Genomic DNA, 24,443 nt, shown 5'->3' with positions numbered 1-24,443 from the left:
GGCATGGAGACGCTTCTCTATCTGGCCCGGCGGCTGCTCCAGGCCCTCGTGGTGATCCTCATCGTCACGATCGTGGTCTTCTGCCTGCTGCACGCACTGCCCGGGGGTCCCGCGCGCGGGATCCTCGGACCGCAGGCGACGGCACAGCAGATCGCCTCGTTCAACCACGAACAGGGCCTGGACCGGCCGCTGCCGGTCCAGTACGTCTACTACCTGCGCACGCTGCTCCACGGCGACCTGGGCACGTCGTACACCCTCAACGAGGGAGTCGCCCAGCTCATCGGGCAGCGGCTGCCGAAGACGCTGGTGCTGACGGTGCTGTCCGCGCTGGCCGGTCTGCTGCTGGCGATCCCGCTCGGCATGTGGCAGGCGGTGCGGCGCAACAAGCCCGCCGACTACGTGATCACCACGCTGAGCTTCGTGGCGTACTCGACGCCGGTGTACTTCCTGGGGCTGATCCTGGTGCTGGTCTTCACCCAGACCCTGCACTGGTTCCCCTCCCAGGCGCCCCAAGGGGACACCCTGGCGCAGGTGTTCGCGGATCCGGCGGCGCTCGTACTGCCGGTCGTCACGGGGGCCGCGTCCATGGTGGCCGTCTTCAGCCGGTACATGCGGGCCTCGACGCTGGAGAACCTCTCCGAGGACTACGTCCGCACCGCGCGGGCGGGGGGTTCACGGCAGGGGGCGATCCTCTTCCGGCACGTGTTCCGCAACTCGCTGACCCCCGTGGTCGCGATGCTCGGCTACTACGTGCCCGTCCTGTTCGGCGGCGCGCTCGTCGTCGAGCAGCTCTTCAACTACCCCGGAATGGGGCTGCTGTTCTGGAGCGCCGCGCAGTCCTCCGACTATCCGGTACTGCTCGGCTGCGTCCTCGTCATCTCCGTCGCGACGGTCACCGGAACGCTGCTTGCCGACGTCGTCCAGCGGGTCGTCGACCCTCGCGTGAAGGGGAGCCGCGCATGAGTGCGGTGCTGCAGACCACAACCCCGGCGGTGGAGCCCGTCGCCAACTACCGTTTGTCCTTGCGGCGGTTCCGCCGTAACAAGCTGGCCGTCGCCGGGCTCGCGGTGGTCGTGCTCTTTCTGCTCTTCTGCTTCGCCGGGCCGCTGCTGTACTCGACCGACCAGGTCCACACGGATCTGCACCAGGTCAACCTCGGTCCGGGCGGGGCCCATTGGCTGGGTACGGACGCCGTGGGGCACGACGAGCTCGGGCGGCTCATGTTCGGTGGGCGCGTCTCGCTCGTCGTAGGGCTCGCTGCCGGCCTGCTCGCCACCGTCATCGGCACGCTCTGGGGCGCGGCGGCGGGCTACGCGGGCGGCTGGGCGGACGCGGTGCTGATGCGGGTCGTGGACGCCGGGATCGCCATTCCCGCCCTGTTCATCCTGCTGGTCGTCTCCGCGATCACGACGCCGGACACCCTCGGGCTGATCGTCGTCCTCGGCCTGGTCTCCTGGCTGGTGCCGTCCCGTCTGGTGCGGGCGGAGACGCTCACGCTCAAGAGCCGCGACTACGTGCTGACGCTGCGCGCGACCGGCGGCACCCACGGCCGGGCCATCACCCGGCACATCCTGCCGAACTCGGTGTCGACGATCGTCGTCGCGGCGACGTTCCAGGTCGCGGACGCGATCCTGCTCGTCGCGTACGTCTCGTATCTGGGCCTCGGCGTGCAGCCGCCGAAGACCGACTGGGGCGGCATGCTGTCGTCCGGTCTGACGGCGGCGTACTCGGGACGCTGGTGGCTGATCGTCCCACCGGGTCTGGCGATCATCCTCGTCGTCTGCGCGTTCAACGCGATCGGCGACGGGCTGCGGGACGCGTTCGACGTGAGGGGGCGGGGATGAACGCCGCGGAGGCGGAGAGTGTGCTCGAGATCGAGGGGCTGGAGGTCACGTTCGGCACGGACACGGGTGACGTACCCGCGGTATGTGACATAGCACTGCACGTGCGGCCCGGTGAGACCCTCGCCCTGGTCGGCGAGTCCGGCTCCGGCAAGTCGACGGTCGCCCTGGCCGCACTGGGCCTGCTGCCCGGCAGCGCGCGGGTGTCGGGCCGGGTCACGGTCGGCGGCACGGAGGTCGTCGGCGCCGGCGAGGCCGAACTCGCCCGGCTGCGCGGCCGTACGGCCTCGATGGTGTTCCAGGAACCGGCCACCGCTCTGGACCCGCTGACCCGGGTGGGCGCGCAGATCGCCGAGGTCATACGCAACCACCGGCCGCTCTCGCGTGCCGAAGCCGCGCGTGCGGCGGTCGAGTTGCTGCGCCGGGTCGGCATTCCCGAGCCGGCGCGGCGGGCCTCCGCGTTCCCGTTCCAGCTGTCGGGGGGGCAGCGGCAGCGGGTCGTCATCGCGATGGCGATCGCCAACTCGCCGAGCCTGCTCATCGCGGACGAGCCCACGACGGCCCTGGACGTCACGGTGCAGGCCGAAATCCTCGATCTGCTGAGGGAGTTGGCGGCGGACTCCGGTACCGGCGTGCTGCTCGTCACCCACAACATGGGCGTGGTCGCCGACTTCGCCGACCGGGTCGCCGTGATGCTGCGCGGCGAGATCGTGGAGACCGGACCGGTGGAGGAGGTGCTGCTGCGGCCGCGGCACGAGTACACGCGGCAGCTGCTGGCGGCGGTCCCGCGGCTGGCGCTCAGCGGGGAGGACGCCCCGGCGAGGGAGGGTGCGGCGGTGGTCGAACTCCGGGACGTGTCCGTACGGTTCGGGCGGGGGGCCCGCGCCGTGCAGGCCCTCGACGGCGTGACGCTCGACGTCCGCCCCGGCGAGACCGTCGGGCTCGTCGGCGAGTCCGGCTCCGGCAAGTCGACGGCGGCCCGGGTCGCCCTGGGCCTGATTCCGCCGGACTCCGGAACGGTGTCGCTCTTCGGCACCGACCTGGGCCGTTCACGGGGCCGGAAGCGGCGGGCCCTGCTGTCCAAAGTGGGCGTGGTGTTCCAGGACCCGGTGGCCTCGCTGGACGCGCGGATGAGTGTGGCCGAGTGCGTCGCCGAGCCGCTGCGCATGCACCGCCGGGGCATGTCGGCGGCCGACCGCCGGGCCCGGGTCGCGCAGGTGCTCGAACTGGTGCGGTTGCCCGGGGAGTTGGCCGGGAGGGGACCGCGCGAACTGTCCGGCGGTCAGCGCCAGCGCGTCAGCCTCGCCCGCTCCCTGGTCCTCGAACCGCGGCTGCTGGTCGCGGACGAGCCGACCAGCGCGCTCGACGTGAGCGTGCAGCGGACGGTGCTCGAAGTGATCGCCGAGCTCCAGCGCGAACTCGGCTTCGCCTGCCTGTTCGTCTCCCACGATCTGGCGGTCGTCCAGGAGTTCGCCCAGCGGGTCGTCGTCATGCGGGCCGGGCGGGTCGAGGAACAGGGGCCCACCATGTCCACGCTGCTGCGGCCGCGCACCGAGTACACACGGCGGCTCATCGCGGCCGTACCGGTGCCCGATCCGGTGGTGCAGAGACGCCGGCGGGCGCGGGAGCGGACGGAGGCCACCGCGTGACGTGGAGGTCCTCCAACTCGGACCAAGCCGGGAGTGAGGGAGTCCCCGAGGTGATCGCGGGCGTCGACATCGGCGGCACGAGCACCCGGGTGATCCTGTGCGCGCCGGACTTGCGCGTCGTCGGCCGCCTTGAGGTGCCGACCCCCGCGGCCGAGGGCGGCTCGGCCATGGTGGGCGCCGCCCTGGACTGCGTACGACGGCTGCTGGACCGTACGCCCACGCGGCTGCTCGCCGTCGGGATCGGGGCGGCCGGGGTGGTGGACGCGCGGGCCGGGCGGATCCTGGTGGCGAGCGACTCCTTCCGCGACTGGGCCGGGTTCGAGGTGACCGCGGAGGCCGAACGGGCGCTGGGCGTACCGGCGTTCCTCGACAACGACGTCAACACGTTCCTGCGCGGCGAGGCGGCGGCCGGTGCCGTCGCGGGCGTACCGCACGTGCTCGGCATGACGCTGGGCACCGGGGTCGGCGGGGCGCTGTGGCTGAACGGCGGTCTGCACGACGGCCCGCACGGCGCGGCCGGCGAGATCGGGCACGTGCCCGGCTTCGGCGAGCTGCCGTGCACCTGCGGCGGCCGCGGCCATCTGGAGACCCTCGCGTCCGGCCGTTCCATCGCCGCCCGGTACGGCGAGCGCACCGGCCGGTCCGTCAGCGCCCGCCGCGTGGCCGAGTCGGCGGCACGGGGCGACACGGACGCGCTCGCCGTCTACGAGGCCGCGGGCGCGGGCGTGGCCCGGGCGATCCTGATCACGGCGGGCCTGCTGGACGTGACCACCTTCGTGATCGGCGGGGGCGTCAGCCGTTCCTGGTCACTGGTGGAGCCGTCGATCCGGCGGGCGCTGGCCGCCGAGCCCCCGGTCAGCGGCCGCCCGCTCCGGGTGCTGCCGGCGGGCCTCGGCGGCGACGCGGTGGCGATCGGGGCGGCGGCGCGGGCGCGGGCGGAGCTGGGGGTGGATGAAATCCAGCCAACCACGGCCGTGTGATTGACGCCCACGGGCCACATCCCTACCTTCTGATCGGTTTACCGAACAGCGTTCGAAATACCGACAGTCGATCACCAGGCTCCCCGTCCGGCCCCTGCTCCCTGCTCCCCGATTCCCACTCCCCACACGCCCCTGGAGACTCCATGGACGCACCTCCCCCCTCACTCCGCTCTTCCTCCCGACGCCGCTTCCTCGGCATGGCGGCGGGCGTTCCGCTCGCCGCCACCGGCGCCCTCGCCCTCGGTGCGGGAACCGCGCGTGCGGCCACCGACTCGGCCTACGTGATGTGCTACTTCACGGAGTCGCCGGACATGCTGGCCGCCGACTACGGCCTGCACCTGGCCGTCAGCCCCGACGGCCTGGAGTGGACCCCGCTGAACCAGAACAACCCCGTCGCCACCCCCACCGCGGGCTCCGGCGGGCTGCGCGACCCCTTCGTACTGCGCAAGCAGGACGGCACGTTCGTGGTGCTCGCCACCGACCTCAAGGGCACCGACTGGACGTACGTGAGCCAGTACGTCCACGTCTGGGACTCCACCGACCTGCGCACCTTCACCGGCTACCGGCGGATGAAGCTGCACGACATGAACACCCACAGCTGGGCGCCGGAGGTCTTCTGGGACGCGGGCCGGGGCCAGTACGGCGTGATCTACTCGGCGGTCAACAGCAGCGGCCACAACGTGATCATGGTGAACTACACGAGCGACTTCGTCACCGCGGGCAGCCCGCAGGTCTTCTTCGACCCCGGGTACGACGTCATCGACGGTGATCTCGCGGTCGGCGTGAACGGCGTCAACTACCTCTACTTCAAGAAGAACTCGACGCTCGTCGGCGCGCGCTCCGGTTCACTGGACCCGGGCAGCTTCACCGAGTTCAGCACCGCGGTCTCGCACGGCGGCACCGAGGCCCCGACGCTCGTGAAGTCGCTGGCGTCGAGCGGCACCTGGTACCTGTGGGGCGACACCTGGAGCCCGAACGGCGTCTTCTACGCCTGGCAGACCGGCAGCCTGGCCGCCGGCAGCTGGACGGCGCTCGACCAGAGGACCTACACCCAGCCGCTCAACTCCAAGCACTGCGGCATCCAGCCGATCACCGCGACCGAGTACGCAAACCTGCTCGCCAAGTGGGGCACCCCCGTCTGGAACCGGCTGAAGTCCTACAACTACCCGGCCCGTTACGTGCGGCACTCGAACTTCGTCGGCCGGATCGACGAGTACGCCTTCGACCCGTACACGGACGGGATGTGGAAGCTGGTGCCCGGGCTCGCGGACGGCTCGGGGGTGTCGTTCCAGTCGGTCAACTACCCCACCCGCTACCTGCGGCACTACGACTACGCACTCCGGCTCGACGAGAACGACGGCACGTCGACGTTCGCCGGGGACGCCACGTTCTACCGGACCGCGGGCCTGGCCGACGCCTCCTGGGCGTCGTTCCGGTCGTACAACAACCCGACCCGGTACATCCGCCACTCCGACTTCGTCCTGCGCATCGACCCGGTCTCGACGACGACGGACAAGCAGGACGCGACCTTCCGCGTCGGGTACTGACACGCGTCGGGTACTGACACGCAAGGGTGCCCCCCTCCCGGAAGAGGGGGGCACCCTTGGGCATCCGCACGAGGACGGGCCGGGTCAGCCGATGCCGGCCGACTTCAGCCACGTCTTGGCGACGTCCAGCGGGTCCTTGCCCGCCTGCACCTGGGTGTCCAGGTCCAGCAGTGCCTTGGTGTCGAGCTTGGCGGAGACGGCGTTGAGGGCGGAGACGCCGTCCGAGGGCAGCCCGCTCTTGTAGACCAGCGGCTGCACGTTCTCGAACCCGAAGAGGTTCTTCGGGTCCTGGAGGACGACGTGCTTCTCCTTGGTGATGGTCGGGTCGGTGGTGAAGAGGTCCGCCGCCTGCACGGTGTTCTTCTTCAGCGCCGCCTGGGTCAGCGGGCCGCCCGCGTCGAGCGCCTTGAAGCCCTTGAACTCCAGGCCGTACACCGACTTCAGGCCCACCAGGCCCTGCTGCCGGGTCTGGAACTCCGGCGAGGCGCCGATGACCAGGTCCTTCGCGATGTTTTTGAGGTCCGCGATGCTGGAGTCGGACGTCAACTTGTACTTGTCGGCGGTGGCCTTGTTGAGCGTGACCGAGTCCTTGTCCTGCGCGGACGCGGGGTCGAGCAGCGTCAGCTTGGAGTCCAGCTTGGCCTCGATCGCGGCCGTCGTCGCCTCCACCGTCTTCGGCGCGGCCTTCGGGTCGAGGTAGGCCAGCAGCGCGCCGTTGTACTCGGGCAGCACGGTGATGGAGCCGTTCTTCAGCAGCCCGTAGGTCGTCTCGCGGCTGCCGATGTTCGGCTTGTAGGTGACCTTGACGCCCTTGGCCTTCAGAGCCTCGCCGTAGATGTCGGCCAGGAGGATGCTCTCGGCGAAGTTGTTCGATCCGACGACCACCGTCTTGCCGTCGGACTTCCCGCCCTGGAGCGGGTCGGAGGACTTGCTGCCGTCGGAGGAGGAGCCACATCCCGCCAGCAGGGCCGTGGTCGCGGCAAGCGCGACGGCCGCCGCGGAGTAGCTCTTGAGGGACCTGCGTGGGGCGTTGGAAGTCACGATTCTCGTTCCGGACTCAGGGGATTGATGAGAAGCAAACTCTGGAACTGATCCAATCCAGCCTGTTCTTACTCAGTCAAGACCAGCCGGGTCACCAATTGGCCTCAATGCGTGATCAGTTGTGAATGGAGCGTGAACAGATCGGGAGGGAAGCAGCGGCTCTTTGTAACGGATTCTTGACGTAGGGCGACGAGCTTGATCGTTCAAAGAGGCGGTAGTCTCACGGAAGTTGGCGTCCGTCACAGCGGCAACGGGGGTCGCTGCGGTGCCGTCCTGCACCTTTTCTCAACGGTCAGAATCAGTCATCATCGGCGTGGTCGCGCGCGATGAGACCCCATGAAGGAGGCCCGGTGTCCACGACAGAGGTGGACGCGCCGGCCCGGCCGGCCCCGAAGCCACTGAGGGGTGGCATACGAGGCTTCGCCGACCGCTGGCCCTTCCGGCGCAAGCTCAACCTCCTGGTCGGCATCCCGCTGGCCGTCGTGGCGGCCCTGCTCGCCTACCTGATCGCCGACCAGGTGGGCCAGGCGCGGGACGCGGCCTCCGCGGCGGACCTCGTGCGCAACAGCGAGCAGGTGTCGTCGCTGGTCAACAAGATCGAGGCCGAACACCAGCTGGCGATCCTGCTCTCCGTGCGGTACGAGGCCGGAGGGCGCGGCGTGAAGTCCACGCTCTCGGACTACCGCACGGCGCAGAAGGCGGTCGAGGCCCAGGTCGCGAAGGTGCGCGACGCCTTCGGCGACACCCTGCCGGACGGCGAGACGCAGGCGCTGAAGGAGGTCGAGGGCCTCACCAGCCTGCGCGGCACCGTCGAGCAGAGCTATCTGCCGGCGAGCAACATCGACCCCGCCTACGACAACGCCGCCCGGACCGTGATCGCCGGCCTGGGACTGGACCGCAACGCCGAGCTCGCGGCCACCTTCACCGGCAACCTGCTGGACTCGCTGCTGCGCGCCGACGCCGCGCACGGCTCGTTCGAGACCGGCGTGTTCTCCGCGACGACCGGCGACGCGAACGCGCAGATCGAGTTCACGACCGCCGTGGGCGCCTACCAGCTCTACACCACCCAGGCCGACCGCTTCGCCCGGTTCGCCACCGAGCAGCAGGCCGACCAGCTCTCCGGCATCGAGCACACCGCTGCCCACCAGGACATCGCCGAGGCCTACGCCGAGCTCCAGGTCGCCCCGAGCACACTCCAGGCGAACACGCCGGCCGAGATCCGGGCCGCGTTCGAGGACGCGCTGAGCGACTACCCCGCCTATCCGCAGCAGGCGGACAACCGGCTGAAGATCACCTCCTCGCTCATCGGCCAGATCGCCGACGGGGCGGACAGCACGTCCAAGGACGCCTGGTGGCGCGCGGGTCTGCTGCTGGCCGCCGCCCTGCTCGGCTTCGTCCTCTGGCTCGCCTTCTCGGTCCTGGTGCGCCGCTCGGTGGTCCGCCCGGTGCAGGCTCTCACCGGCGCCGCGCGCGAGGTCGCCGACGTGGCGGGGCGCGAGCTGGCCCGGGTGGCCGACGACGACACCGGGGACGACAGCCCGCCGAGGCTGCGCGAGATGCCGGTCACCGCGCGCGACGAGATCGGCGAGCTGGCCGAGGTGTTCAACCGGGTGCAGACCACCGCGATCGGCCTGCTGGAGCGGCAGGTGCTCAGCCGCCGCAACGTCGCCGAGATGTTCGGCAACGTCGGCCGCCGCGTCAGTAATCTGACGACGCGTCAGCTCGCGCTGATCGACGCCGTGGAGCGCGGCGAGACCGACCCCGCGCTGCTCGAACGCCTCTACTCCATCGACCACATCGCGGTCCGGCTGCGCCGCAACGCCGACAGCCTGATGCTGCTCGCCGGCATCCGTGAGACGGTCCTCGACTCCGGCCCCACCGCGCTCACCAACGTCGTGCGCGCCGGGCTCGGCCAGATCGAGGGCTTCCAGCGGGTGCGGCTGCACGCGCACACCGAGGTCATGGTGGAGCCCGACATCATCGGCGACCTCACCCTGATGGTGGCCGAACTCCTGGAGAACGCCGTGTCGTTCTCGCCCGCGGGCAGCCCGGTCGAGGTCTACGTCCGCGACGCCTACGGCGTGGACGCCGCGCGCTCCGGGGGCGCCACCATCGTGATCTCCGACCACGGTCTCGGCATGAGCGCCGAGCGCCTGGCCGAGGAGAACGCCCGCCTGATCCGCCGAGAGCGGCTGGACCTGGTGCCGACGAAGGTGCTCGGCCTGTTCGTGGTGGGCACCCTGGCCCGCCGCTGGGACGTCTCGGTCGAGCTGTCCCGCACACCGGGCGGCGGCCTGACGGCGGAGGTGACGGTTCCCTCGTCGCTGCTGCTGGCCATGAGCCCGGTCGGGGCGGGGGCCTCCGGCGGTCCGGCGGCAGAGAAGCGCCACGTGACGGGCGGCGGTGCGCCGGAACGCCCGGCCGGGACGGTGGACGCCGCGTGGCCGGGGACGGCGGACCCGAGCGCCGGTGCCGGGATCGCGAACCCGGTCGGAGCCGGGGCCTTTGGCCTCGCTGCCCTGGCCGACGCGGTCGGCACCGGTACCGAGCGAGCCGGTGCCGAGCGAGCCGGTTCCCCTACACCGAGCGGTGCCCTGTCCGGCCCGCGGCCCGCGGCCGCCGTCGGTGAGGGTGCCGGTGCGGACGGCGGGCTGCCGCGGCCGCTCCCCCGCCGGGTGCCGCGCCGGGAGGCGGACGCGGACGCGGGCTCAGCGGACGCGGGCTCGGGCTCGGGCGCCGGATCCCGAAGCCGTACGGAGACAGGCGCCGGAGCGACCCACAGTCGGTCCGATGATTCAACGCCCGCACGCACGGGCGGGCTTGACGAACCGGTATCGTCTTACGACGTACGGCCGGGTGCGACAGCGCGGTCCGCCCAGGCCGGCGACGGCTCCCCCCGCCCGCTGCGCCGCCGCGTCCGGGGCGCCACCCTCCGCACGACCACCGACACCGCCGCCCAGCAGGCCGCGCGGCAGGCCCCTCGGCCCGCCGACGCGGACGCCGTGCGGGCCGCACTCGAGGAGTTCGAGGCGGCCGTGGAGCGGGCGCACCGCGACAGCGACGCCGACGACCGGCCCGCGACCACAGACCCGCACGACCAGAACCACCTCCCGGAAGGAGCCGAGCAGTGAGCACGTCGACAGGTGACACTCCCCACGCGGGAGCCACCACGCCGGCCGAACTGCAGGCCGCCGCAGCCGACTTCACCTGGCTGCTCAACCGTTTCGCCACGGAGACGGCAGGCGTCGTGGATGCCATCGCGGTGTCCTCCGACGGACTGCTGATCGCCGTGTCCGAGCTGCGCGAGCACGCAGACTCCGAGCGGCTGGCCGCGATCGTCTCCGGCATCACCAGCCTGGCCGCGGGCGCGTCCGGCAACTACGGCCTCGGCGGCCTCAACAAGGTCATCATCGATCTGGAGGGCGGCCATGTCCTGGTCTCCGCGATCGGCAGCGGCGCCGTGCTCGGCGTCGTCACCGACAAGGAGGCCAAGCTGGGCAACATCGCCTACGAGATGACCCTGTTCGCCAACCGGGCCGGCAGCGCGCTCAGCCCTCAGCTGGTGCTGGCGCTGAAGAACAGCGTCGGCTCCCCGACAGCCCTCTGACCGAGGGACGGACGACGACCTCATGGCGGACGGCTCCCCACCACCGGGTCCGGACCCGGTCGGCCCCGCTTCGGCCGTACGGCCGTTCCTGGTCACCGCCGGCCGGGTCGCGCCGACCGCGTCCGGACGGCCGGTGCCGGTCGAGACCCAGGTGGTGGCCACCGTCGAGGGTCTCACCGTGCTCGACGAGCTCTCCTTCGAGCAGTACGACATCATCGCCGCCTGCCGGCAGCCGCAGTCCATCGCGGAGCTCGCGGCCCGGCTGCGGCTGCACCTGAACGTGGTCCGGGTGCTCGCGGAGGACCTGCGGGCCGCCGGGCTGCTGACGGTGCACGTCCCCGACTCCGGCGTCACGCACGACGCCACCGTCCTGCGCAGGGTGATCGACGCCCTGCGTGCCATCCCCGACTCCCGAGGGGTAATCCGTGACTCGGACTGAACCGGCCGCCCCCGTGGCGGCCGCCGAGGTGACCGCCGTCAGACCGCCGCTCCCGGTCAAGCTGGTGATCGCGGGCGGTTTCGGCGTGGGCAAGACCACCGCCGTCGGCTCCATCTCCGAGATCGAGCCGCTGACGACCGAGGCCGCCATCACCGAGGTCGCGGCGGGCGTGGACGACCTCAGCCACACCCCGCGCAAGACCACGACCACCGTGGCGATGGACTTCGGCTGCATCACCATCGACCCGACGCTGAAGCTGTATCTGTTCGGCACGCCCGGCCAGGAGCGGTTCGGGTTCATGTGGGACGACATCGTGGAGGGCGCCGTCGGCGGCCTCGTCATCGTGGACACGCGCCGCCTCGACGACTGCTACGCCGCCGTCGACTACTTCGAGCACCGCCAGATCCCGTTCGCCGTCGCCGTCAACGCCTTCGACGGGAAGGTCGAGCACAGCCTGGACGAGGTGCGCTGGGCGCTCGACGTCGCCGAGCGCGTCCCGCTGCTCGTGTTCGACGCCCGCGAGCGGGGCTCCGTGCGGGACGCCCTGCTCGTCGTACTGGAACAGGCGCTGGCCCGTACGGAGGCGTAGGACCGGGGCATGGAAACGGTGCGGGCCCGGGGCGGATGGAGGATCCGCCCCGGGCCCGCGGTCTTCGGGGGTTCAGTTGCTGCGGCGCACGCCGGGCGACACCGTGAACCGCGCCACCAGCCAGAAGAAGCCCAGCGTCACCAGCGCCAGCACGGCCACCAGGGTCGCGCCGCCCACCACCTTCTCGTAGTTGCGCTGGTAGAGGCCGTCGACGATGTACCGGCCGAGGCCGCCGAGCGAGACGTACGCGGCGATGGTGGCCGTCGAGACGATCTGGATGGCCGCCGAGCGCAGCCCGCTGAGGATCAGCGGGAGAGCGACCGGGAGTTCGACCTGGAACAGGATGCGCGGCTCGGCCATGCCCATGCCCCGTGCGGCGTCCACCGGGGACGGGTCGACGGAGCGCACCGCCTCGTAGGTGGTGACCAGGATCGGCGGGACGGCGAGCACCACCAGCGGGATCATCACCGGGGTCTGGCCGAGCCCGAGCAGCACGAACATCAGCACCAGCAGGCCGAAGCTGGGCAGCGCGCGGCCGGCGGTGGCGACGAAGGCGACGCTGTTGCCGCCGCGTCCGGTGTGCCCCGTGAGCAGTCCGACCGGAAGGCCGATGGCGGCGGCGATGGCGAGGGCGATCAGCGAGTACTGGATGTGCTCGCGCATCCGTGTCGGGATGCCGTCGTAGCCGTGCCAGTGGGCGTTGTCGCTGAAGAAGGCGTTGACGAAGTGGAGGACGTTCATCGGACGGCGTCCTCCAGTGCGGCGGCGGCCGGTTCGGGCCGGGGTTCGGGCTCGGGCTCGTCGACGGGACGCGGCTTGCGGTTGCCGCGCGGCATCCAGGGCGTCACCAGGACCCGTACCAGCACCAGGAAGGCGTCCGCCAGGATGGCGAGGACGGCCGTGCCGATCACGGACAGCCAGACCAGGCGCGGCTGGTGGTAGATCATGCCGTCGTTGAGCAGGTTGCCCAGTCCGCCCTGATTGCCGATCAGCATGCCGACGCTGACCAGGGAGATGCTGGAGACCGTCGCCACGCGCAGCCCGGCGATGATCGCGGGCGCGGCGATCGGCAACTGCACCTGGAAGTAACGGCGTACGGGCCCAAGTCCCATCGCGGTGGCCGCGTCGAGCGTCTCCTGCGGCACGGACCGCACGCCGTCCACGATCGCCGGGACGAACACCACCAGGCTGTAGATGCCCAGCGGAATCATCACGGTCAGCTCGGACTGGCCGGTGTAGTCGATGAGGACGACGAAGAAGGCCAGCGACGGGATCGCGTAGAGGATCGTCGTGATCCACAGCACCGGCGGATAGAGCCAGCGCATCAGCACGCACAGCTGGGAGATCGGCAGCGCCAGCAGCAGTCCGGCCACGACCGGGACCAGGGCCAGGCGCAGATGCATGCCGACCAGACCCCAGTAGGTGTTCTGGAGGTCGCTCGGTATGTCGAAGAGGCCGCCGCTCATCCCGCGACCTTCTCGTCGCTGCGGCCCGCGGCGTGGGCGGTGCGGATCGCCTCGCCGATGGTCTGCTGCGAGACGACGCCGGTGACCCGGCCGTCGGCGCCGACCGCGACGGCCCACCCGGTGGGCGAGAGCACGGCGCCGTCGAGCGCCGCGCGCAGCGACTCCTTGCCGGCCACGAAGGGCCGCCCGTACGGCAGCAGCCGCGCGGGGTCGACGGCGCCCGCGGTCAGCGCCCCCGGCTCGCTCCAGCCGAGCGGTTTGCCCTCCACGTCGGTGACGAGCAGGTACGGCACCTCGTCGGTGCCGCGCTCCGCGATCTGCTCGGCGGTGGAGTCGACCGCGACGATCGGGCCGGTGAGCAGGTCGAGGTCGGCGGTGGAGAAGAAGGAGAGCCGCCGGATGCCGCGGTCCGCGCCGAGGAAGTCCTCGACGAAGTCGTCCGCGGGGTTCGACAGCAGCTCGGCGGGCGGCGCGAACTGCGCCAGATGCCCGCCGGTGCGCATCACCGCGACCATCGTGCCGATCTTGACGGCCTCGTCGATGTCATGGGTGACGAAGACGATGGTCTTGCCCAACTCGTCCTGGATACGCAGCAGTTCGTCCTGAAGGCCCTTGCGCACCACCGGGTCGACGGCCGAGAACGGCTCGTCCATCAGCAGCACCGGCGGATCCGCGGCGAGCGCCCGCGCGACACCGACGCGCTGCTGCTGGCCGCCGGAGAGCTGGTACGGGTACCGCTTGGCGAGCGCTCCGTCGAGCCCGACGCGCTCCATCAGCTCCCGCGCCCGTCCGCGCGCCTTCTCCTTGCCCCAGCCGAGCAGCCGGGGCACCGTGGCGATGTTGTCCACGATCGTGCGGTGCTGGAACAGCCCCGCGTTCTGGATGACGTAACCCATCGACCGGCGCAGCGTGTTGACCGGCTGCTGCGTGATGTCCTTGCCGTCGAGCAGAATCCTGCCCTCGCTCGGCTCGATCATCCGGTTGATCATCCGCAGCGTCGTCGTCTTCCCGCAGCCGGACGGACCGACGAAGACGGTGATCGACCGGTCGGGGATCTCCAGCGAGAGGTTGTCGACCGCGACCGTCCCGTCGGGATACCGCTTGGTGACTGAATCTATTCGTATCAAAGCGCCGAATACCCTTCGGGTCTGGCAGAGGCCGTCCGCACGGTGGCCTCGGTCGCGCGGGCCGTTGAGGGAAGAGTCTAGACCGACCGTGTTGCGGCGGTTCGTCGGGAGCTTGGCGTAATTCCGCCCGGCGCACGGGCTCCACCGCGCGGTCCGGCAGGGGCCCGGCCTGGAGGTTCGGCCCTGGCGGCCTGCGCTCTGCCGGTGCGTGCGCCGATCGGCGGCCCGCCCCTCAGGCGGCCAACGGGGACTCCCGAACGACGGGAAAGCCCTCCGTCCGCAGCACCTGCCCGTCGCCGTCCACCGCGAACACCCCGCACCCCGCGAGCGAGGCCGCCCACCCGACGCCCTCGACTCCCATCGCGTAGGCGGCAGTTGCCACCGAGTCGGCCTCCGTGAGGGTGGGGGCCAGCACCGTCATGCTGAGCAGGCCCGTCGCCGGGCGGCCCGTGCGGGCGTCGAGGATGTGGTCGCCGCGTTCGTAGCGGGCGGAGGTGGCGACCGCGCCGTCGGTCAGCTCCAGGACGGTGCAGAGCCGGTCTGCGTGCTCGGGGTGCCGTACGCCGACCCGCCAGGGTCCGCCTGAGGCGACCACGTCACCGCCGGCGTTGATGACGAAGCTCCGCGCCCCGGCGGACCGCAGCAGCTCCGCGGCCCGCTGCACCGACCAGCCCTTCACCACCGCGCACGGGTCCAGCCCACGCCCCGGGAGCCGTACGTCGAAGGCGCCGCCCGTGGCGATCCGGTAGTGCTCGCACAGGTCGAGGACCTCGGCCAGCTCCTCGCTCAGCTCGTGCCGCGCCAGCTCGCCCCGGCCGAGACGCGACACCTCGCTGTCGGGCCTGAACGGGCTGAACCGGGCGTCGACCTGGCGGAGCCAGCCGAAGACCGCGTCCCCGGCCTCCTCCGGTACGCCCTCGTCGTCGACCCGCAGCGAGACGGGAAACCCCATCACCTGCTCAACGCGCCGCATTTCGGACGCCCTTCGCATCGATGGCGGCCTGGAGCGACGTCCTGTAGGCGTCGCTCGTGATCGTCGCCCCGGACACCGTGTCGACGTCCGCGCTCTGCGCCTTCAACGTCTCCGCGACCAGCTTCGGCACCGCCGCCACCGTCTGCGGATGGTCCGGCTGCCGCAGCATCTTCACCGCGGTGATCCGGCCGCCGTCGAAGGTGACCTGAACCTGGACGGGGCCCTTCTCCGTCCTGATCGTCGGTCCCTTGACGACCGCGCCCGAGGCGGAAGTGGAGGAAATTGAGGGAGCCGTGGCCGGCTCCGCGGTGGACGTCGTGCCGCCTGGTGACGGCTCGTAGCGCCAGACCGGGACCAGGCCCGCGATGCTGAGGACGACGACAGGTATGGCTCGCTTCATGATGGATTCCCCGTCTCCCTCAACCCGCCAGGCTGAAGCGCTCGAAGTGGATCTGCCGCCTGGGCACGCCGAGGTCGCCCAGCGTGCGCAGGACCGCGTTCATCATCGGCGGCGGTCCGCACAGGAAGACGTCCCGCTCGGCGATGTCCGGCACCAGCCGCGCCAGTTCGCGCGGCGCCAGCCTGTCGGGGACGGGCGGCCCGGTGACCAGGTGCAACTCGGCGCCCCTCGCCTCCGCAAGCTCGCGCAGCTCGTCGTGGAGGACGGCGTCGCGTTCGCCGGCTACGCGGTGAATGACGACCGCGTGGCCCTCCAGGTCCTCCAGGAGGGCGCGGATCGGGGTCACGCCGACGCCGCCCGCGATGAGCAGGGACTCGGTCCTCGTGCGGTGCATCGCGGTGAAGGCACCGTAGGGCCCTTCGGCGAACACCCGCGTGCCGGGCCGCACATGGCGCAGGGCGGCGCTGCCCGCGCTGGCCGCCTTGACGGTCAGGCGCAGGCCGCGGCCGTCGGGGGCGGCGGACAGGGAGAAGGGGTTGGCCTGCCACCAGCGGTCGCGGGTCGCGAACCGCCACAGGAAGAACTGGCCGGCCCGCGCGGGCAGCTTGTCCAGGTCGCGGCCGGTGATGTGGATCGAGACGACGGTGCCGGACTCGGGCACGACCGCCGAGACACGGAACCGGTGGCGCGTGTTGCGCCACACCGGCAGTACGACGCGTCCGAGGACGACCGCGCCCAGCGCCACCGTCCACACGCCGTACCAGTACGCCGTCGCGGCGCCCGACGAGGTGAAGGTCGTGCCGACGGCGACCTGGTGCGTGAAGGCGAGCACCACGGCGACGTAGGTGTACAGGTGGATGAAGTGCCAGGTCTCGTAGGCGAGGCGGCGCCGGGCGTAGCGGGCGGAGACAGCGCCGACGGCGAGGACGATGCCCAGCGCGACGATCGCGCGGAGCACGCCTTCCGTCGTCTCGGCGAGGTCGACGAGCTCGCCGACCGGGCCGACGCCCGCGCCGTCGGCGTAGCCGAGAGTGATGAAGACGGCGTGCGCGAGGAGCGTCCACAGCAGGGCGAAGCCGGTCCAGCGGTGCCAGGAGGTCAGCCGGTCCATGCCGATGCGGCGGTCGAGCCAGGGCAGGCGCGCCACCAGCACCAGTTGGAAGGCCATGACGAGGGCGCCGTAGAGGCCGAAGAGGCGGCCGATGACGATCAGCGCGTTGGAGGCGAAGCCCGCCTGGGTGAAGAAGAAGGCGACCACGGCCGCGTTGACGGCCAGCACGGCGTAGAGGCCCGTGCGGGCCACCACCCTGGGGCGTATCGCCGTGGGGGGCGCAGGGGGTGATGGGACGGTCGTCACGGGTCGGCAGCTCCTCGATCGGTTCCTGGGGTACCGAGCTTCGCCGCCGGAAGCTGTCGGAAAGCTGTCGGACCACTTACAAGTCCTTATCGATGTGCCGCCTGTGAGCTCCGCGGCATGGCCTCGTCAGCCGCGTGACGCAGTATGAGCGGGTGGAAAAAGTGCGCCTCCTCGTCGTCGACGACGACCCGCCCATCGCCGATCTCGTCGCGACCGTCGCCCGCTACGAGGGCTGGGACGCGGTCACCGCGAACTGCGGCGAGGACGCGCTCAGGCTGGCCGCCGAGTTCCACCCGGACATCGTGGTGCTCGACCTGATGCTGCCGGACGTGGACGGCTTCGGCGTGCTCGACCGGCTGCGGCGGTCCGGGACGATGGTGCCGGTGGTGTTCCTGACCGCCCGGGACGGGGTGGCCGACCGGGTGGCGGGGCTGACCCGGGGCGGTGACGACTACCTGGTCAAGCCGTTCGCGGTGGAGGAGCTGATGGCGCGGCTGCGCACGGTGCTGCGGCGCAGCGCCGGGCCGGCGTTCCAGCGGTCGGTGCTGCGGGTGGCGGACCTGTCGATGGACGAGGACACCCGTGAGGTGCGCCGCGGCGACCGGCTGCTGACGCTCACCCCCACCGAGTACGAGGTGCTGCGCTTCCTGATGCGCAAGTCGCCGACCGTGATGACCAAGGCGCAGATCCTCGACCATGTGTGGGAGTACGGCTTCGGGGGCCGCTCGAACGTCGTCGAGCTGGTCGTCAGCCGGCTGCGCCGCAAGCTCGACGACACGGGTGAGCCGCTGATCCAGACGGTGCGGGGCTTCGGCTACGTCATCCGGCAGGCGGGCGAGTGATCCGCCGGGTGCGCCGTGCGTACCGGCGGCTGCGCCTCGGCACCCGGCTGGCGCTGGGCCTCGGGGCGCTGGCCCTGGTGGTGTTCGCCGTCGTCGGCACGGCCCTGACGACGTACATGCGGGACTACCTGTCGAACCAGCTCGACACCCAGCTCGGCCTCGCCCAGGTCGCCCAGTCCAAGAGCATCGCGCAGAGCGGCACCCTCCAGGGCAAGAAGTACTACCGCTGGTACTACGCGGTCTATGACGTGAAGGACGGCACCGCCGTGCTGCGCAAGCCGGAGGAGGCCGGCGACCTGCCCGCGGACATCGCCCCGCTCACCTCCCTGGCGAAGGCGCAGTCCGCCGAGGACACCGAGGTACTGCGCACCGCGCACCTGACGGGCGAGGGCGAGTACCGGCTGCGCGCCTGCGAGGTGGAGCCGGGCGTGGTCCTGGTCAGCGGTGCGCCGACGGACGCCATCGGCGACACGGTACGGCGGCTGATCGGGGTCCAGGTGGTCGCCTTCGGGCTCGCGCTGCTGGCGCTGGTGGTGTTCGGCCGGCGGATGCTGCGCCGGGGCCTGAACCCGCTGAGCGACATGGCGCACACCGCCCACGGCATCGCCTCGCACGACCTGACGGAGTCGGCGGCGCGGCTGCCGCTGCGCGCCGGCGAGCGGGGCGGCGGCCCGGAGGTCGAGGAGCTGCGCACGGCCTTCAACACGATGCTGGAGCACATCGACGACTCGCTCGCCGTCCGCGCCGAGGCCGAGCAGCGCCTGCGCCGCTTCGTCGCGGACGCCTCGCACGAGCTGCGCACACCGCTGATGTCCGTACGGGGCTACGCGGACCTCTTCCAGTACGCCGCCGCCAACGCCCCCGAGGAACGCGACAGGCACCTGGCCCGGCTGCGCGCCGAGGCCGCCCGCATGGGGGCCCTCCTGGACGACCTGCTGCTGCTCGCCCGCCTGGACGCGGCGGAGCCTGCCACACCGCTCAGGCTTCAGGAGGCGGACCTGGTGGAGCTGGCCGAGGAGGCGGCCGCCGCCTTCCGGGCGAGCCGGCCGGAGCATCCGCTGACCCTCACCTCGCGTCCGGCCGCCCTGAAGCTGCGCATGGACCCGCACCGCATCCGGCAGGTCCTGGACAACCTGCTCACCAACGCGGCCGTGCACACCCCGGCCGGTACGCGGGTGTCGGTGCAGGTCGCGCGGGAGGGCGGCGAGGCCGTGGTGCGGATCGCGGACGAGGGCCCCGGCATCCCGGCCGCCGACCGGGACCGCGTCTTCGACCGCTTCTACCGCGTCGACAAGGCCCGCAGCCGTGACCGCGGCGGCAGCGGCCTCGGCCTGCCGGTGGCCGGTGCGCTGGCCGGCGCGCACGGCGGCACGATCGGGCTGAGCAGCGCGCCGGGCTCCACGGTGTTCACGGTGTCGTTGCCGCTGCGCGGCACGGCGGGTCTTACGGACCGGTGACGTGCCGGGCGGGCCGGCCCGCCCGGACCGCGCACGGCCCTAGCGTGGCCGTATGCGCGTACTGGTCACCGGCGGTGCCGGGTTCATCGGGTCCCATGTCGTGACGGCACTCCGGGACCGCGGGCACGAGCCCGTCGTCCTCGACGTACGGGCCGACCCCGCGTCGGACGTCCGCGACCCCGTCGTCGTCCGTGAGGCTCTGGCGGACGTCGACGCGGTGTGCCACCAGGCCGCGATGGTCGGCCTGGGCTCGGGCTTCGCGGACGCCGCCGAGTACGTCTCGCGCAACGACCTCGGCACCGCCGTCCTGCTCACCGCCATGGCGGAGGCGGGCGTACGGCGGCTGGTGCTGGCCGGGTCGATGGTGGTCTACGGCGAGGGCCGCTACTCCTGCGCCCGGCACGGTGCCGTACGGCCGGGCCCGCGCGCCGTCGCCGATCTGGACGCGGGGCGCTTCGAGCCGCCGTGCCCGGTGTGCGGGGCGGCACTGCGGCCCGGCCTGGTCGCGGAGGACGCCCCCGCCGATCCGCGGAACGTGTACGCGACGACCAAACTCGCCCAGGAGCACCTGGCGGCGGCGTGGGCGCGGGCCACGGGCGGCTGCGCGGTGTCGCTGCGCTACCACAACGTCTACGGGCCTGGCATGCCCCGCGACACCCCGTACGCGGGGGTCGCCTCGTTCTTCCGCTCGGCGCTGGCCCGGGGCGAGGCGCCGCGCGTCTTCGAAGACGGCTGCCAGCGCCGGGACTTCGTGCACGTGCGGGACGTGGCGGCGGCCAACGTGGCCGTGCTGGAGGCTGGTTCCCGCGAGGGCGCGCTGACCGCGTACAACACCGGCAGCGGCGAGCCGCACACCGTCGGCGAGATGGCCCGCGCGCTGTCCGCTGCGTACGGCGGACCGGACCCGGTCGTCACCGGGGAGTACCGCCTGGGCGACGTACGGCACATCACGGCGGACTCGGCGCGCCTGCGGGCCGAGTACGGCTGGAAGTCCGACGTGGGATTCGCGGAGGGGATGCGGGAGTTCGCGCGGGCCGGGATGCGGGGCGCGTGACCGGTCGGCGCGCGAACCCCCCACGTACCGGTGGTGCTGCCCGCATTCACGAAGCGGCAGCGGGCAGCACCACCTCGAAACGGCAGCCGCCGGGGACGTTGCGCACACTGGCCGTGCCCTGGTGCGCCTCCACGATGCCCCGGACGATGGCCAGGCCGAGTCCCGCTCCGGCGGGCGGGGTCCGGGCGTGCGTGCCCCGCCAGCCGGTGTCGAAGACGCGCGGCAGATCCTCTTCCGGGATGCCGCCGCAGCCGTCCGTCACCGACACGACGACGCCGTCGGGCGAGCGTTCGGCGGCCACCGCGACCGTGCCGTCGGCCGGGGTCCGGCGGATCGCGTTGACCAGCAGGTTGCCGAGCACGCGGCTCATCTCCTTGCCGTCCACCTCCACCGGGACGGGCGCGACGCTGCCGCCGACGAGCCGTACGCCGTGTTCGCGCGCCAGCGGGTCGGCGCCCGCGAGCGCGTCGCCGACGAGGTCGTAGAGGGACATCCTGCTCGGGCTCAGCGCGAGCGTTCCCGCGTGGATGCGGGAGAGTTCGAAGAGGTCGCCGACCATGCCGTTGAGGCGCTCGACCTCGGTGCGGATCTGCCTGAGGTAGCGGCCGGGGTCGGTGGCGACGCCGTCCTCCAGGGCCTCGGACATGGCGCGCAGTCCGGCGAGGGGGGTGCGCAGGTCGTGGGAGATCCAGGCGACGAGTTCGCGGCGGGAGGTCTCCAGCGCACGCTCGCGTTCCCGGGACTCGGCGAGTCTGGCGCTGGTGGCCTCCAACTCGCGGCTCAGGGCGGACAGTTCGGCGGTGGCCGGACCGTCGGGCGAGGTGAAGCCGCCGCCCTCGCCGAAGGAGCGGGCGGCGAGGGTGAGGTCGCGGCTGCGTGCGGCGACCCACCGGCCCAGCAGCAGGGCGGTGACGAAGGAGACCACGGCGGCCATCGCGACGACGGTCGTGACGACCTTCAGGTCGTGCGCCGACAGGAACATGGCCTGCGCGACCGCGAGCGTGCCCGCGAACATGGCGGTGACGGCGACGGCGGCCACCACGCCGAGGTGCAGGGCGAGCGAGCGGCGCCGGATCAGCAGCAGCACGCAGGCGCCGAGCAGCCCGGCCGCGCCGGCGCCGAGGAAGGCGAAGAGGGCGATGAGGAGGTTGTCGCGCATGCTCACGCCTCCGCGTGCGAGCCGTCGAAGCGGTAACCGACGCCCCATACGGTCTGGATGAGGCGCGGTCTGCCGGGGTCGTCCTCGACCTTTCCGCGCAGCCGCCGTACGTGGACGGTGACGGTGGACAGGTCGCCGAAGTCCCAGCCCCACACCTCGCGCATCAGGTCCTCGCGGCTGAAGACGCGGCCGGGGTGCCCGAGGAAGAAGGCGAGGAGGTCGAACTCGCGGATGGTGAGGGCGAGTTCGGTGCCGTCCTTGAGGGCGCGGCGGGCCGTCGGGTCCAGCGACAGGCCGGCGGCGCTCAGCAGGCGCGCCGGCCGGGCCGGGCGGGTGCGGCGCAGAACGGACTCGACGCGCAGGACGAGTTCGCGGGGGCTGAAGGGCTTGGTGACGTAGTCGTCCGCGCCGACCTCGAGGCCGAGGATGCGGTCGTCCTCGTCGCCGCGCGCGGTGAGCATGATGACCGGCACGGGCGCGTGCCCCCGCATCCGGCGGCAGACCTCCAGGCCGTCCATGCCGGGCAGCATCAGGTCCAGGACGACGAGGTCGGGCCAGTGCGCGGCGGCCCGGGCGAGCGCGTCGGGGCCGTCGCCGGCCCGGTCGACGACGTATCCGGCCCGGTCGAGGTACCCCGTGACCACCTCGGCGACCGTGGGGTCGTCGTCGACGACGAGCACCCGGGCCCCGGTCTGTGCGTCCTGCTGCTGCTCCATGGAGCCAGCCTCGCACCGCGTGCGCGCGAGCGCCGCCCACCTCCGTCGACGTCCGTGTTTCGTAAGGAGCCTGCGCCCGAATTGTCCGCCTCCCCTTCGTAGGGTGAATGGCGTGACGACCCCTTCCGACGAAGACGAAAGAGGACCGGGCTCAGATCCGGTCGCGGCGTCCGTGGACGTCGTGCTGCCCTGCCTCGACGAGGCCGAGGCCCTGCCCCGGGTGCTGGAACGGATCCCGCCCGGCTGGCGCGCGCTCGTCGTGGACAACGGCTCCACCGACGGCTCGGCGGACATCGCCCGCCGCCTCGGCGCGCGGGTGGTGCACGAGGCGCGACGCGGCTTCGGCGCCGCCTGCCACGCGGGACTGACCGCAGCCACCGCGGACATCGTCTGCTTCTGCGACTGCGACGCCTCGCTCGACCCGGCCGACCTGGTGCCCTTCGTGCGCCGCGTCCTGGCCGGCGAGGCCGACCTGGTGCTCGGCCGCCGCCGCCCGCGGTCCTTCGGCGCCTGGCCCGCGCATGCCCGCGCCGGCAACCTCGCCCTCGCCCGCCTGCTGCGCCGCCGCACCGGCCTGCGCCTGCACGACCTCGGCCCCCTCCGGGCCGCCCGCCGCGAGCCCCTGCTCGCCCTCGGCCTCACGGACCGCCGCAGCGGCTATCCCTTGGAGATGGTCGTGCGCGCCGCCGACGAGGGCTGGCGCGTCGCCGAGTACGACGTCCCCTACCTCCCGCGTACGGGCGCCTCCAAGGTGACCGGCACCTGGCGAGGCACCTGGCAGGCGGTGCGGGACATGAGCCGGGTGCTGGCGGAGCCGCCGATGCCGCGCACCGAGCTGCCGGCGCTCGAAGGAGCCGTCCGGTGACCACACTCCTGGTCATCGCGAAGGAGCCCCGGCCGGGGCAGGTGAAGACCCGATTGACACCACCGTTCACCCCGCATGAGGCGGCCGCGCTCGCGGAGGCGGCCCTCGCGGACACCCTGGACGTCGTGGCCCGGACACCGGCCCGCCGCCGGGTCCTGGTCCTCCAGGGCGCGCCGGGTCCGTGGCTGCCGGCGGGCTTCGAGGTCGTACGGCAGTGTCCGGGCGGTCTCGACGAACGGCTGGCCGCCGCCTTCGCGCACTGCACGGGCCCTTCCCTGCTCATCGGCATGGACACACCCCAGGTGACGCCGGAACTGCTGGCGGTGGACTTCGCCGGCTGCGACGCGTACTTCGGCCCTGCCGCGGACGGCGGCTTCTGGGCCCTGGGCCTGGCCGTCCCGGACCCCGCCCTCCTCCGGGGCGTCCCGATGTCGACACCCGGCACGGGCGCCGCCCAGCGGGCGCGACTGGCGGGCCTGCGGGTCCGTGAACTGCCGCAACTTCGCGACGTCGACACGGCGCACGACGCGCACGTGGTCGCGGGCGAGGCACCCGGCAGCCGGTTCGCGGCGCGGCTGACGCGGCTCGCGGCGGCGCGCCGATGAGCGCGGCGCACCGGATGACGACGACGAGGATCGAGCCGCGGCCGCTCGCGCCCGCGGACGGCGGCACCTGGTCCGCGGACCCCTACTCCCACGCCCTGCGCACCGGCCGGGGCCCCCTGTTCCTGCGCCGTGCCGACGGCTGGCTGCTGCTGCTCGAAGTGGAGCGCTGGTGCGCCGACGCCGACGCGGTGGACCTGGAGGTCGTACGGCGCTGCGAGGGCGCGGTCCTGGACGTCGGCTGCGGCCCGGGCCGCCTGGTCGCCGCGCTGGCCGCACGCGGCCGGCCGGTGCTGGGCATCGACGTGAGCGAGGCAGCGGTGACGCGTACGCTCGGTCTCGGCGGCCAGGCCCTTCAGCGCTCGGTCTTCGAACCGCTGCCCGCCGAGGGCCGCTGGGGCACGGCACTGCTGATGGACGGCAACGTCGGAATCGGCGGCGACCCGGGGGCCCTGCTCACCCGGATGTCCCAACTCCTCTCCCCCGGCGGCCTGTTGATCGTCGAAACGGTCCCCGACCCGAACCTCGACGAGCGGGTCCAGGTCCACGTCACCGACACCCGGGGAGCCGCCGGCAGCCCTTTCCCCTGGGCCCGCCTCGGCACCCGGTCCCTACTGCGCCACGCACGCCGGTCGGGTTGGCGGACCGTGGATCGCTGGACGACCGGGGGACGGAGTTTCGTCGCACTGCGCAGCCACACCCCGAACGTCCCCACCGCCCGCTGACCGCGCA

24 protein-coding genes are annotated in these 24,443 nt (G+C 72.4%); 15 read left to right on the top strand and 9 right to left on the bottom strand.

Annotated elements, in window-relative coordinates; genetic code table 11:
* The first annotated feature begins 3 nt into the window (after positions 1-3).
* From ACIBN2_RS07030 to ACIBN2_RS07010, 5 genes are all read left to right on the top strand, one after another.
* Positions 4-963 (top strand): ABC transporter permease, encoded by a 960-nt coding sequence (locus ACIBN2_RS07030; RefSeq protein ID WP_399133176.1) that lies wholly within the window; start codon positions 4-6, stop codon positions 961-963.
* Complete coding sequence (locus tag ACIBN2_RS07025) at positions 960-1,844, top strand: ABC transporter permease (protein ID WP_399133175.1); 885 nt, start codon at positions 960-962, stop codon at positions 1,842-1,844. The genes ACIBN2_RS07030 and ACIBN2_RS07025 overlap by 4 nt, the downstream gene beginning before the upstream one ends.
* On the top strand, positions 1,841-3,490 hold the full coding sequence (locus ACIBN2_RS07020; RefSeq protein WP_399133173.1) for a dipeptide ABC transporter ATP-binding protein: 1,650 nt from the start codon (positions 1,841-1,843) through the stop codon (positions 3,488-3,490). Before ACIBN2_RS07025 ends, ACIBN2_RS07020 begins: the two co-directional genes overlap by 4 nt.
* A gap of 50 nt (positions 3,491-3,540) precedes the next feature.
* Positions 3,541-4,470, top strand: a complete 930-nt coding sequence (locus ACIBN2_RS07015; RefSeq protein WP_399133948.1) for an ROK family protein — start codon at positions 3,541-3,543, stop codon at positions 4,468-4,470.
* Positions 4,471-4,613: 143 nt separating this feature from the next.
* Complete coding sequence (locus ACIBN2_RS07010; protein WP_399133171.1) at positions 4,614-6,017, top strand: glycoside hydrolase family 43 protein; 1,404 nt, start codon at positions 4,614-4,616, stop codon at positions 6,015-6,017.
* Positions 6,018-6,101: 84 nt separating this feature from the next.
* Here ACIBN2_RS07010 and ACIBN2_RS07005 read toward each other — a convergent pair whose 3' ends face one another.
* Positions 6,102-7,058, bottom strand: coding sequence for an ABC transporter substrate-binding protein (locus ACIBN2_RS07005; protein ID WP_399133170.1), 957 nt, complete (start codon positions 7,056-7,058; stop codon positions 6,102-6,104).
* A 350-nt stretch (positions 7,059-7,408) separates the two neighbouring features.
* On the opposite strand from ACIBN2_RS07005, the gene ACIBN2_RS07000 reads away from it, so the two are divergent.
* The 4 genes from ACIBN2_RS07000 to ACIBN2_RS06985 are packed head-to-tail and all read left to right on the top strand — an operon-like array spanning position 7,409 to position 11,693.
* On the top strand, positions 7,409-10,189 hold the full coding sequence (locus tag ACIBN2_RS07000; RefSeq protein ID WP_399133169.1) for an ATP-binding protein: 2,781 nt from the start codon (positions 7,409-7,411) through the stop codon (positions 10,187-10,189).
* Positions 10,186-10,665, top strand: coding sequence for a roadblock/LC7 domain-containing protein (locus tag ACIBN2_RS06995; protein WP_399133168.1), 480 nt, complete (start codon positions 10,186-10,188; stop codon positions 10,663-10,665). The genes ACIBN2_RS07000 and ACIBN2_RS06995 overlap by 4 nt, the downstream gene beginning before the upstream one ends.
* Before the next feature lie 22 nt (positions 10,666-10,687).
* Positions 10,688-11,104 (top strand): DUF742 domain-containing protein, encoded by a 417-nt coding sequence (locus ACIBN2_RS06990; protein ID WP_399133167.1) that lies wholly within the window; start codon positions 10,688-10,690, stop codon positions 11,102-11,104.
* Positions 11,091-11,693, top strand: coding sequence for a GTP-binding protein (locus tag ACIBN2_RS06985; protein WP_399133165.1), 603 nt, complete (start codon positions 11,091-11,093; stop codon positions 11,691-11,693). Before ACIBN2_RS06990 ends, ACIBN2_RS06985 begins: the two co-directional genes overlap by 14 nt.
* A gap of 72 nt (positions 11,694-11,765) precedes the next feature.
* On the opposite strand, the gene ACIBN2_RS06980 is transcribed toward ACIBN2_RS06985, so the two are convergent.
* The 6 genes from ACIBN2_RS06980 to ACIBN2_RS06955 all read right to left on the bottom strand — a co-directional run bounded on the left by ACIBN2_RS06980 (position 11,766) and on the right by ACIBN2_RS06955 (position 17,016).
* The gene (locus ACIBN2_RS06980) at positions 11,766-12,434 is read right to left on the bottom strand and encodes an ABC transporter permease (protein ID WP_399133164.1); all 669 of its coding nucleotides are present in this window, start codon (positions 12,432-12,434) and stop codon (positions 11,766-11,768) included.
* Positions 12,431-13,159 (bottom strand): ABC transporter permease, encoded by a 729-nt coding sequence (locus tag ACIBN2_RS06975; protein ID WP_399133163.1) that lies wholly within the window; start codon positions 13,157-13,159, stop codon positions 12,431-12,433. The genes ACIBN2_RS06980 and ACIBN2_RS06975 overlap by 4 nt, the downstream gene beginning before the upstream one ends.
* Positions 13,156-14,286 carry an ABC transporter ATP-binding protein gene (locus tag ACIBN2_RS06970; RefSeq protein WP_399133162.1) on the bottom strand — a complete coding sequence of 377 codons (1,131 nt, stop codon included), beginning with the start codon at positions 14,284-14,286 and terminating at the stop codon, positions 13,156-13,158. The genes ACIBN2_RS06975 and ACIBN2_RS06970 overlap by 4 nt, the downstream gene beginning before the upstream one ends.
* A 232-nt stretch (positions 14,287-14,518) precedes the next feature.
* Positions 14,519-15,259 (bottom strand): FAD:protein FMN transferase, encoded by a 741-nt coding sequence (locus ACIBN2_RS06965; RefSeq protein ID WP_399133161.1) that lies wholly within the window; start codon positions 15,257-15,259, stop codon positions 14,519-14,521.
* A complete protein-coding gene (locus tag ACIBN2_RS06960) occupies positions 15,246-15,659 on the bottom strand; it encodes an FMN-binding protein (protein ID WP_399133160.1) in 414 nt (137 codons plus the stop codon). Before ACIBN2_RS06960 ends, ACIBN2_RS06965 begins: the two co-directional genes overlap by 14 nt.
* A 19-nt stretch (positions 15,660-15,678) precedes the next feature.
* Positions 15,679-17,016 carry a ferric reductase-like transmembrane domain-containing protein gene (locus ACIBN2_RS06955; protein ID WP_399133159.1) on the bottom strand — a complete coding sequence of 446 codons (1,338 nt, stop codon included), beginning with the start codon at positions 17,014-17,016 and terminating at the stop codon, positions 15,679-15,681.
* Positions 17,017-17,168: 152 nt separating this feature from the next.
* On the opposite strand from ACIBN2_RS06955, the gene ACIBN2_RS06950 reads away from it, so the two are divergent.
* Genes ACIBN2_RS06950 through ACIBN2_RS06940 form a run of 3 tightly spaced genes read left to right on the top strand, consistent with a single transcriptional unit; the run spans position 17,169 to position 20,369 of the window.
* A complete protein-coding gene (locus ACIBN2_RS06950; protein WP_399133947.1) occupies positions 17,169-17,858 on the top strand; it encodes a response regulator transcription factor in 690 nt (229 codons plus the stop codon).
* Positions 17,855-19,315, top strand: a complete 1,461-nt coding sequence (locus ACIBN2_RS06945) for a sensor histidine kinase (RefSeq protein WP_399133158.1) — start codon at positions 17,855-17,857, stop codon at positions 19,313-19,315. Before ACIBN2_RS06950 ends, ACIBN2_RS06945 begins: the two co-directional genes overlap by 4 nt.
* A gap of 52 nt (positions 19,316-19,367) precedes the next feature.
* Positions 19,368-20,369, top strand: a complete 1,002-nt coding sequence (locus ACIBN2_RS06940) for an NAD-dependent epimerase/dehydratase family protein (RefSeq protein ID WP_399133157.1) — start codon at positions 19,368-19,370, stop codon at positions 20,367-20,369.
* Positions 20,370-20,415: 46 nt separating this feature from the next.
* Here ACIBN2_RS06940 and ACIBN2_RS06935 read toward each other — a convergent pair whose 3' ends face one another.
* A complete protein-coding gene (locus ACIBN2_RS06935) occupies positions 20,416-21,528 on the bottom strand; it encodes a sensor histidine kinase (RefSeq protein ID WP_399133156.1) in 1,113 nt (370 codons plus the stop codon).
* 2 nt (positions 21,529-21,530) lie between these two features.
* Complete coding sequence (locus tag ACIBN2_RS06930; RefSeq protein WP_399133155.1) at positions 21,531-22,244, bottom strand: response regulator transcription factor; 714 nt, start codon at positions 22,242-22,244, stop codon at positions 21,531-21,533.
* A gap of 112 nt (positions 22,245-22,356) precedes the next feature.
* Between ACIBN2_RS06930 and ACIBN2_RS06925 the strand changes: the two genes are divergently transcribed.
* The 3 genes from ACIBN2_RS06925 to ACIBN2_RS06915 are packed head-to-tail and all read left to right on the top strand — an operon-like array spanning position 22,357 to position 24,436.
* Positions 22,357-23,109 (top strand): glycosyltransferase family 2 protein, encoded by a 753-nt coding sequence (locus ACIBN2_RS06925; RefSeq protein WP_399133154.1) that lies wholly within the window; start codon positions 22,357-22,359, stop codon positions 23,107-23,109.
* Positions 23,106-23,714, top strand: a complete 609-nt coding sequence (locus ACIBN2_RS06920; RefSeq protein WP_399133153.1) for a DUF2064 domain-containing protein — start codon at positions 23,106-23,108, stop codon at positions 23,712-23,714. Before ACIBN2_RS06925 ends, ACIBN2_RS06920 begins: the two co-directional genes overlap by 4 nt.
* 14 nt (positions 23,715-23,728) lie before the next feature.
* On the top strand, positions 23,729-24,436 hold the full coding sequence (locus ACIBN2_RS06915) for a class I SAM-dependent methyltransferase (RefSeq protein ID WP_399133152.1): 708 nt from the start codon (positions 23,729-23,731) through the stop codon (positions 24,434-24,436).
* Positions 24,437-24,443 lie beyond the last annotated feature (7 nt).

The organism is Streptomyces sp. NPDC050534, from assembly GCF_044457745.1.
Taxonomy (GTDB): domain Bacteria; phylum Actinomycetota; class Actinomycetes; order Streptomycetales; family Streptomycetaceae; genus Streptomyces.
Note: the sequence above shows the minus strand (reverse complement) of the source record. Positions and strands in the feature narration are given on the sequence as shown.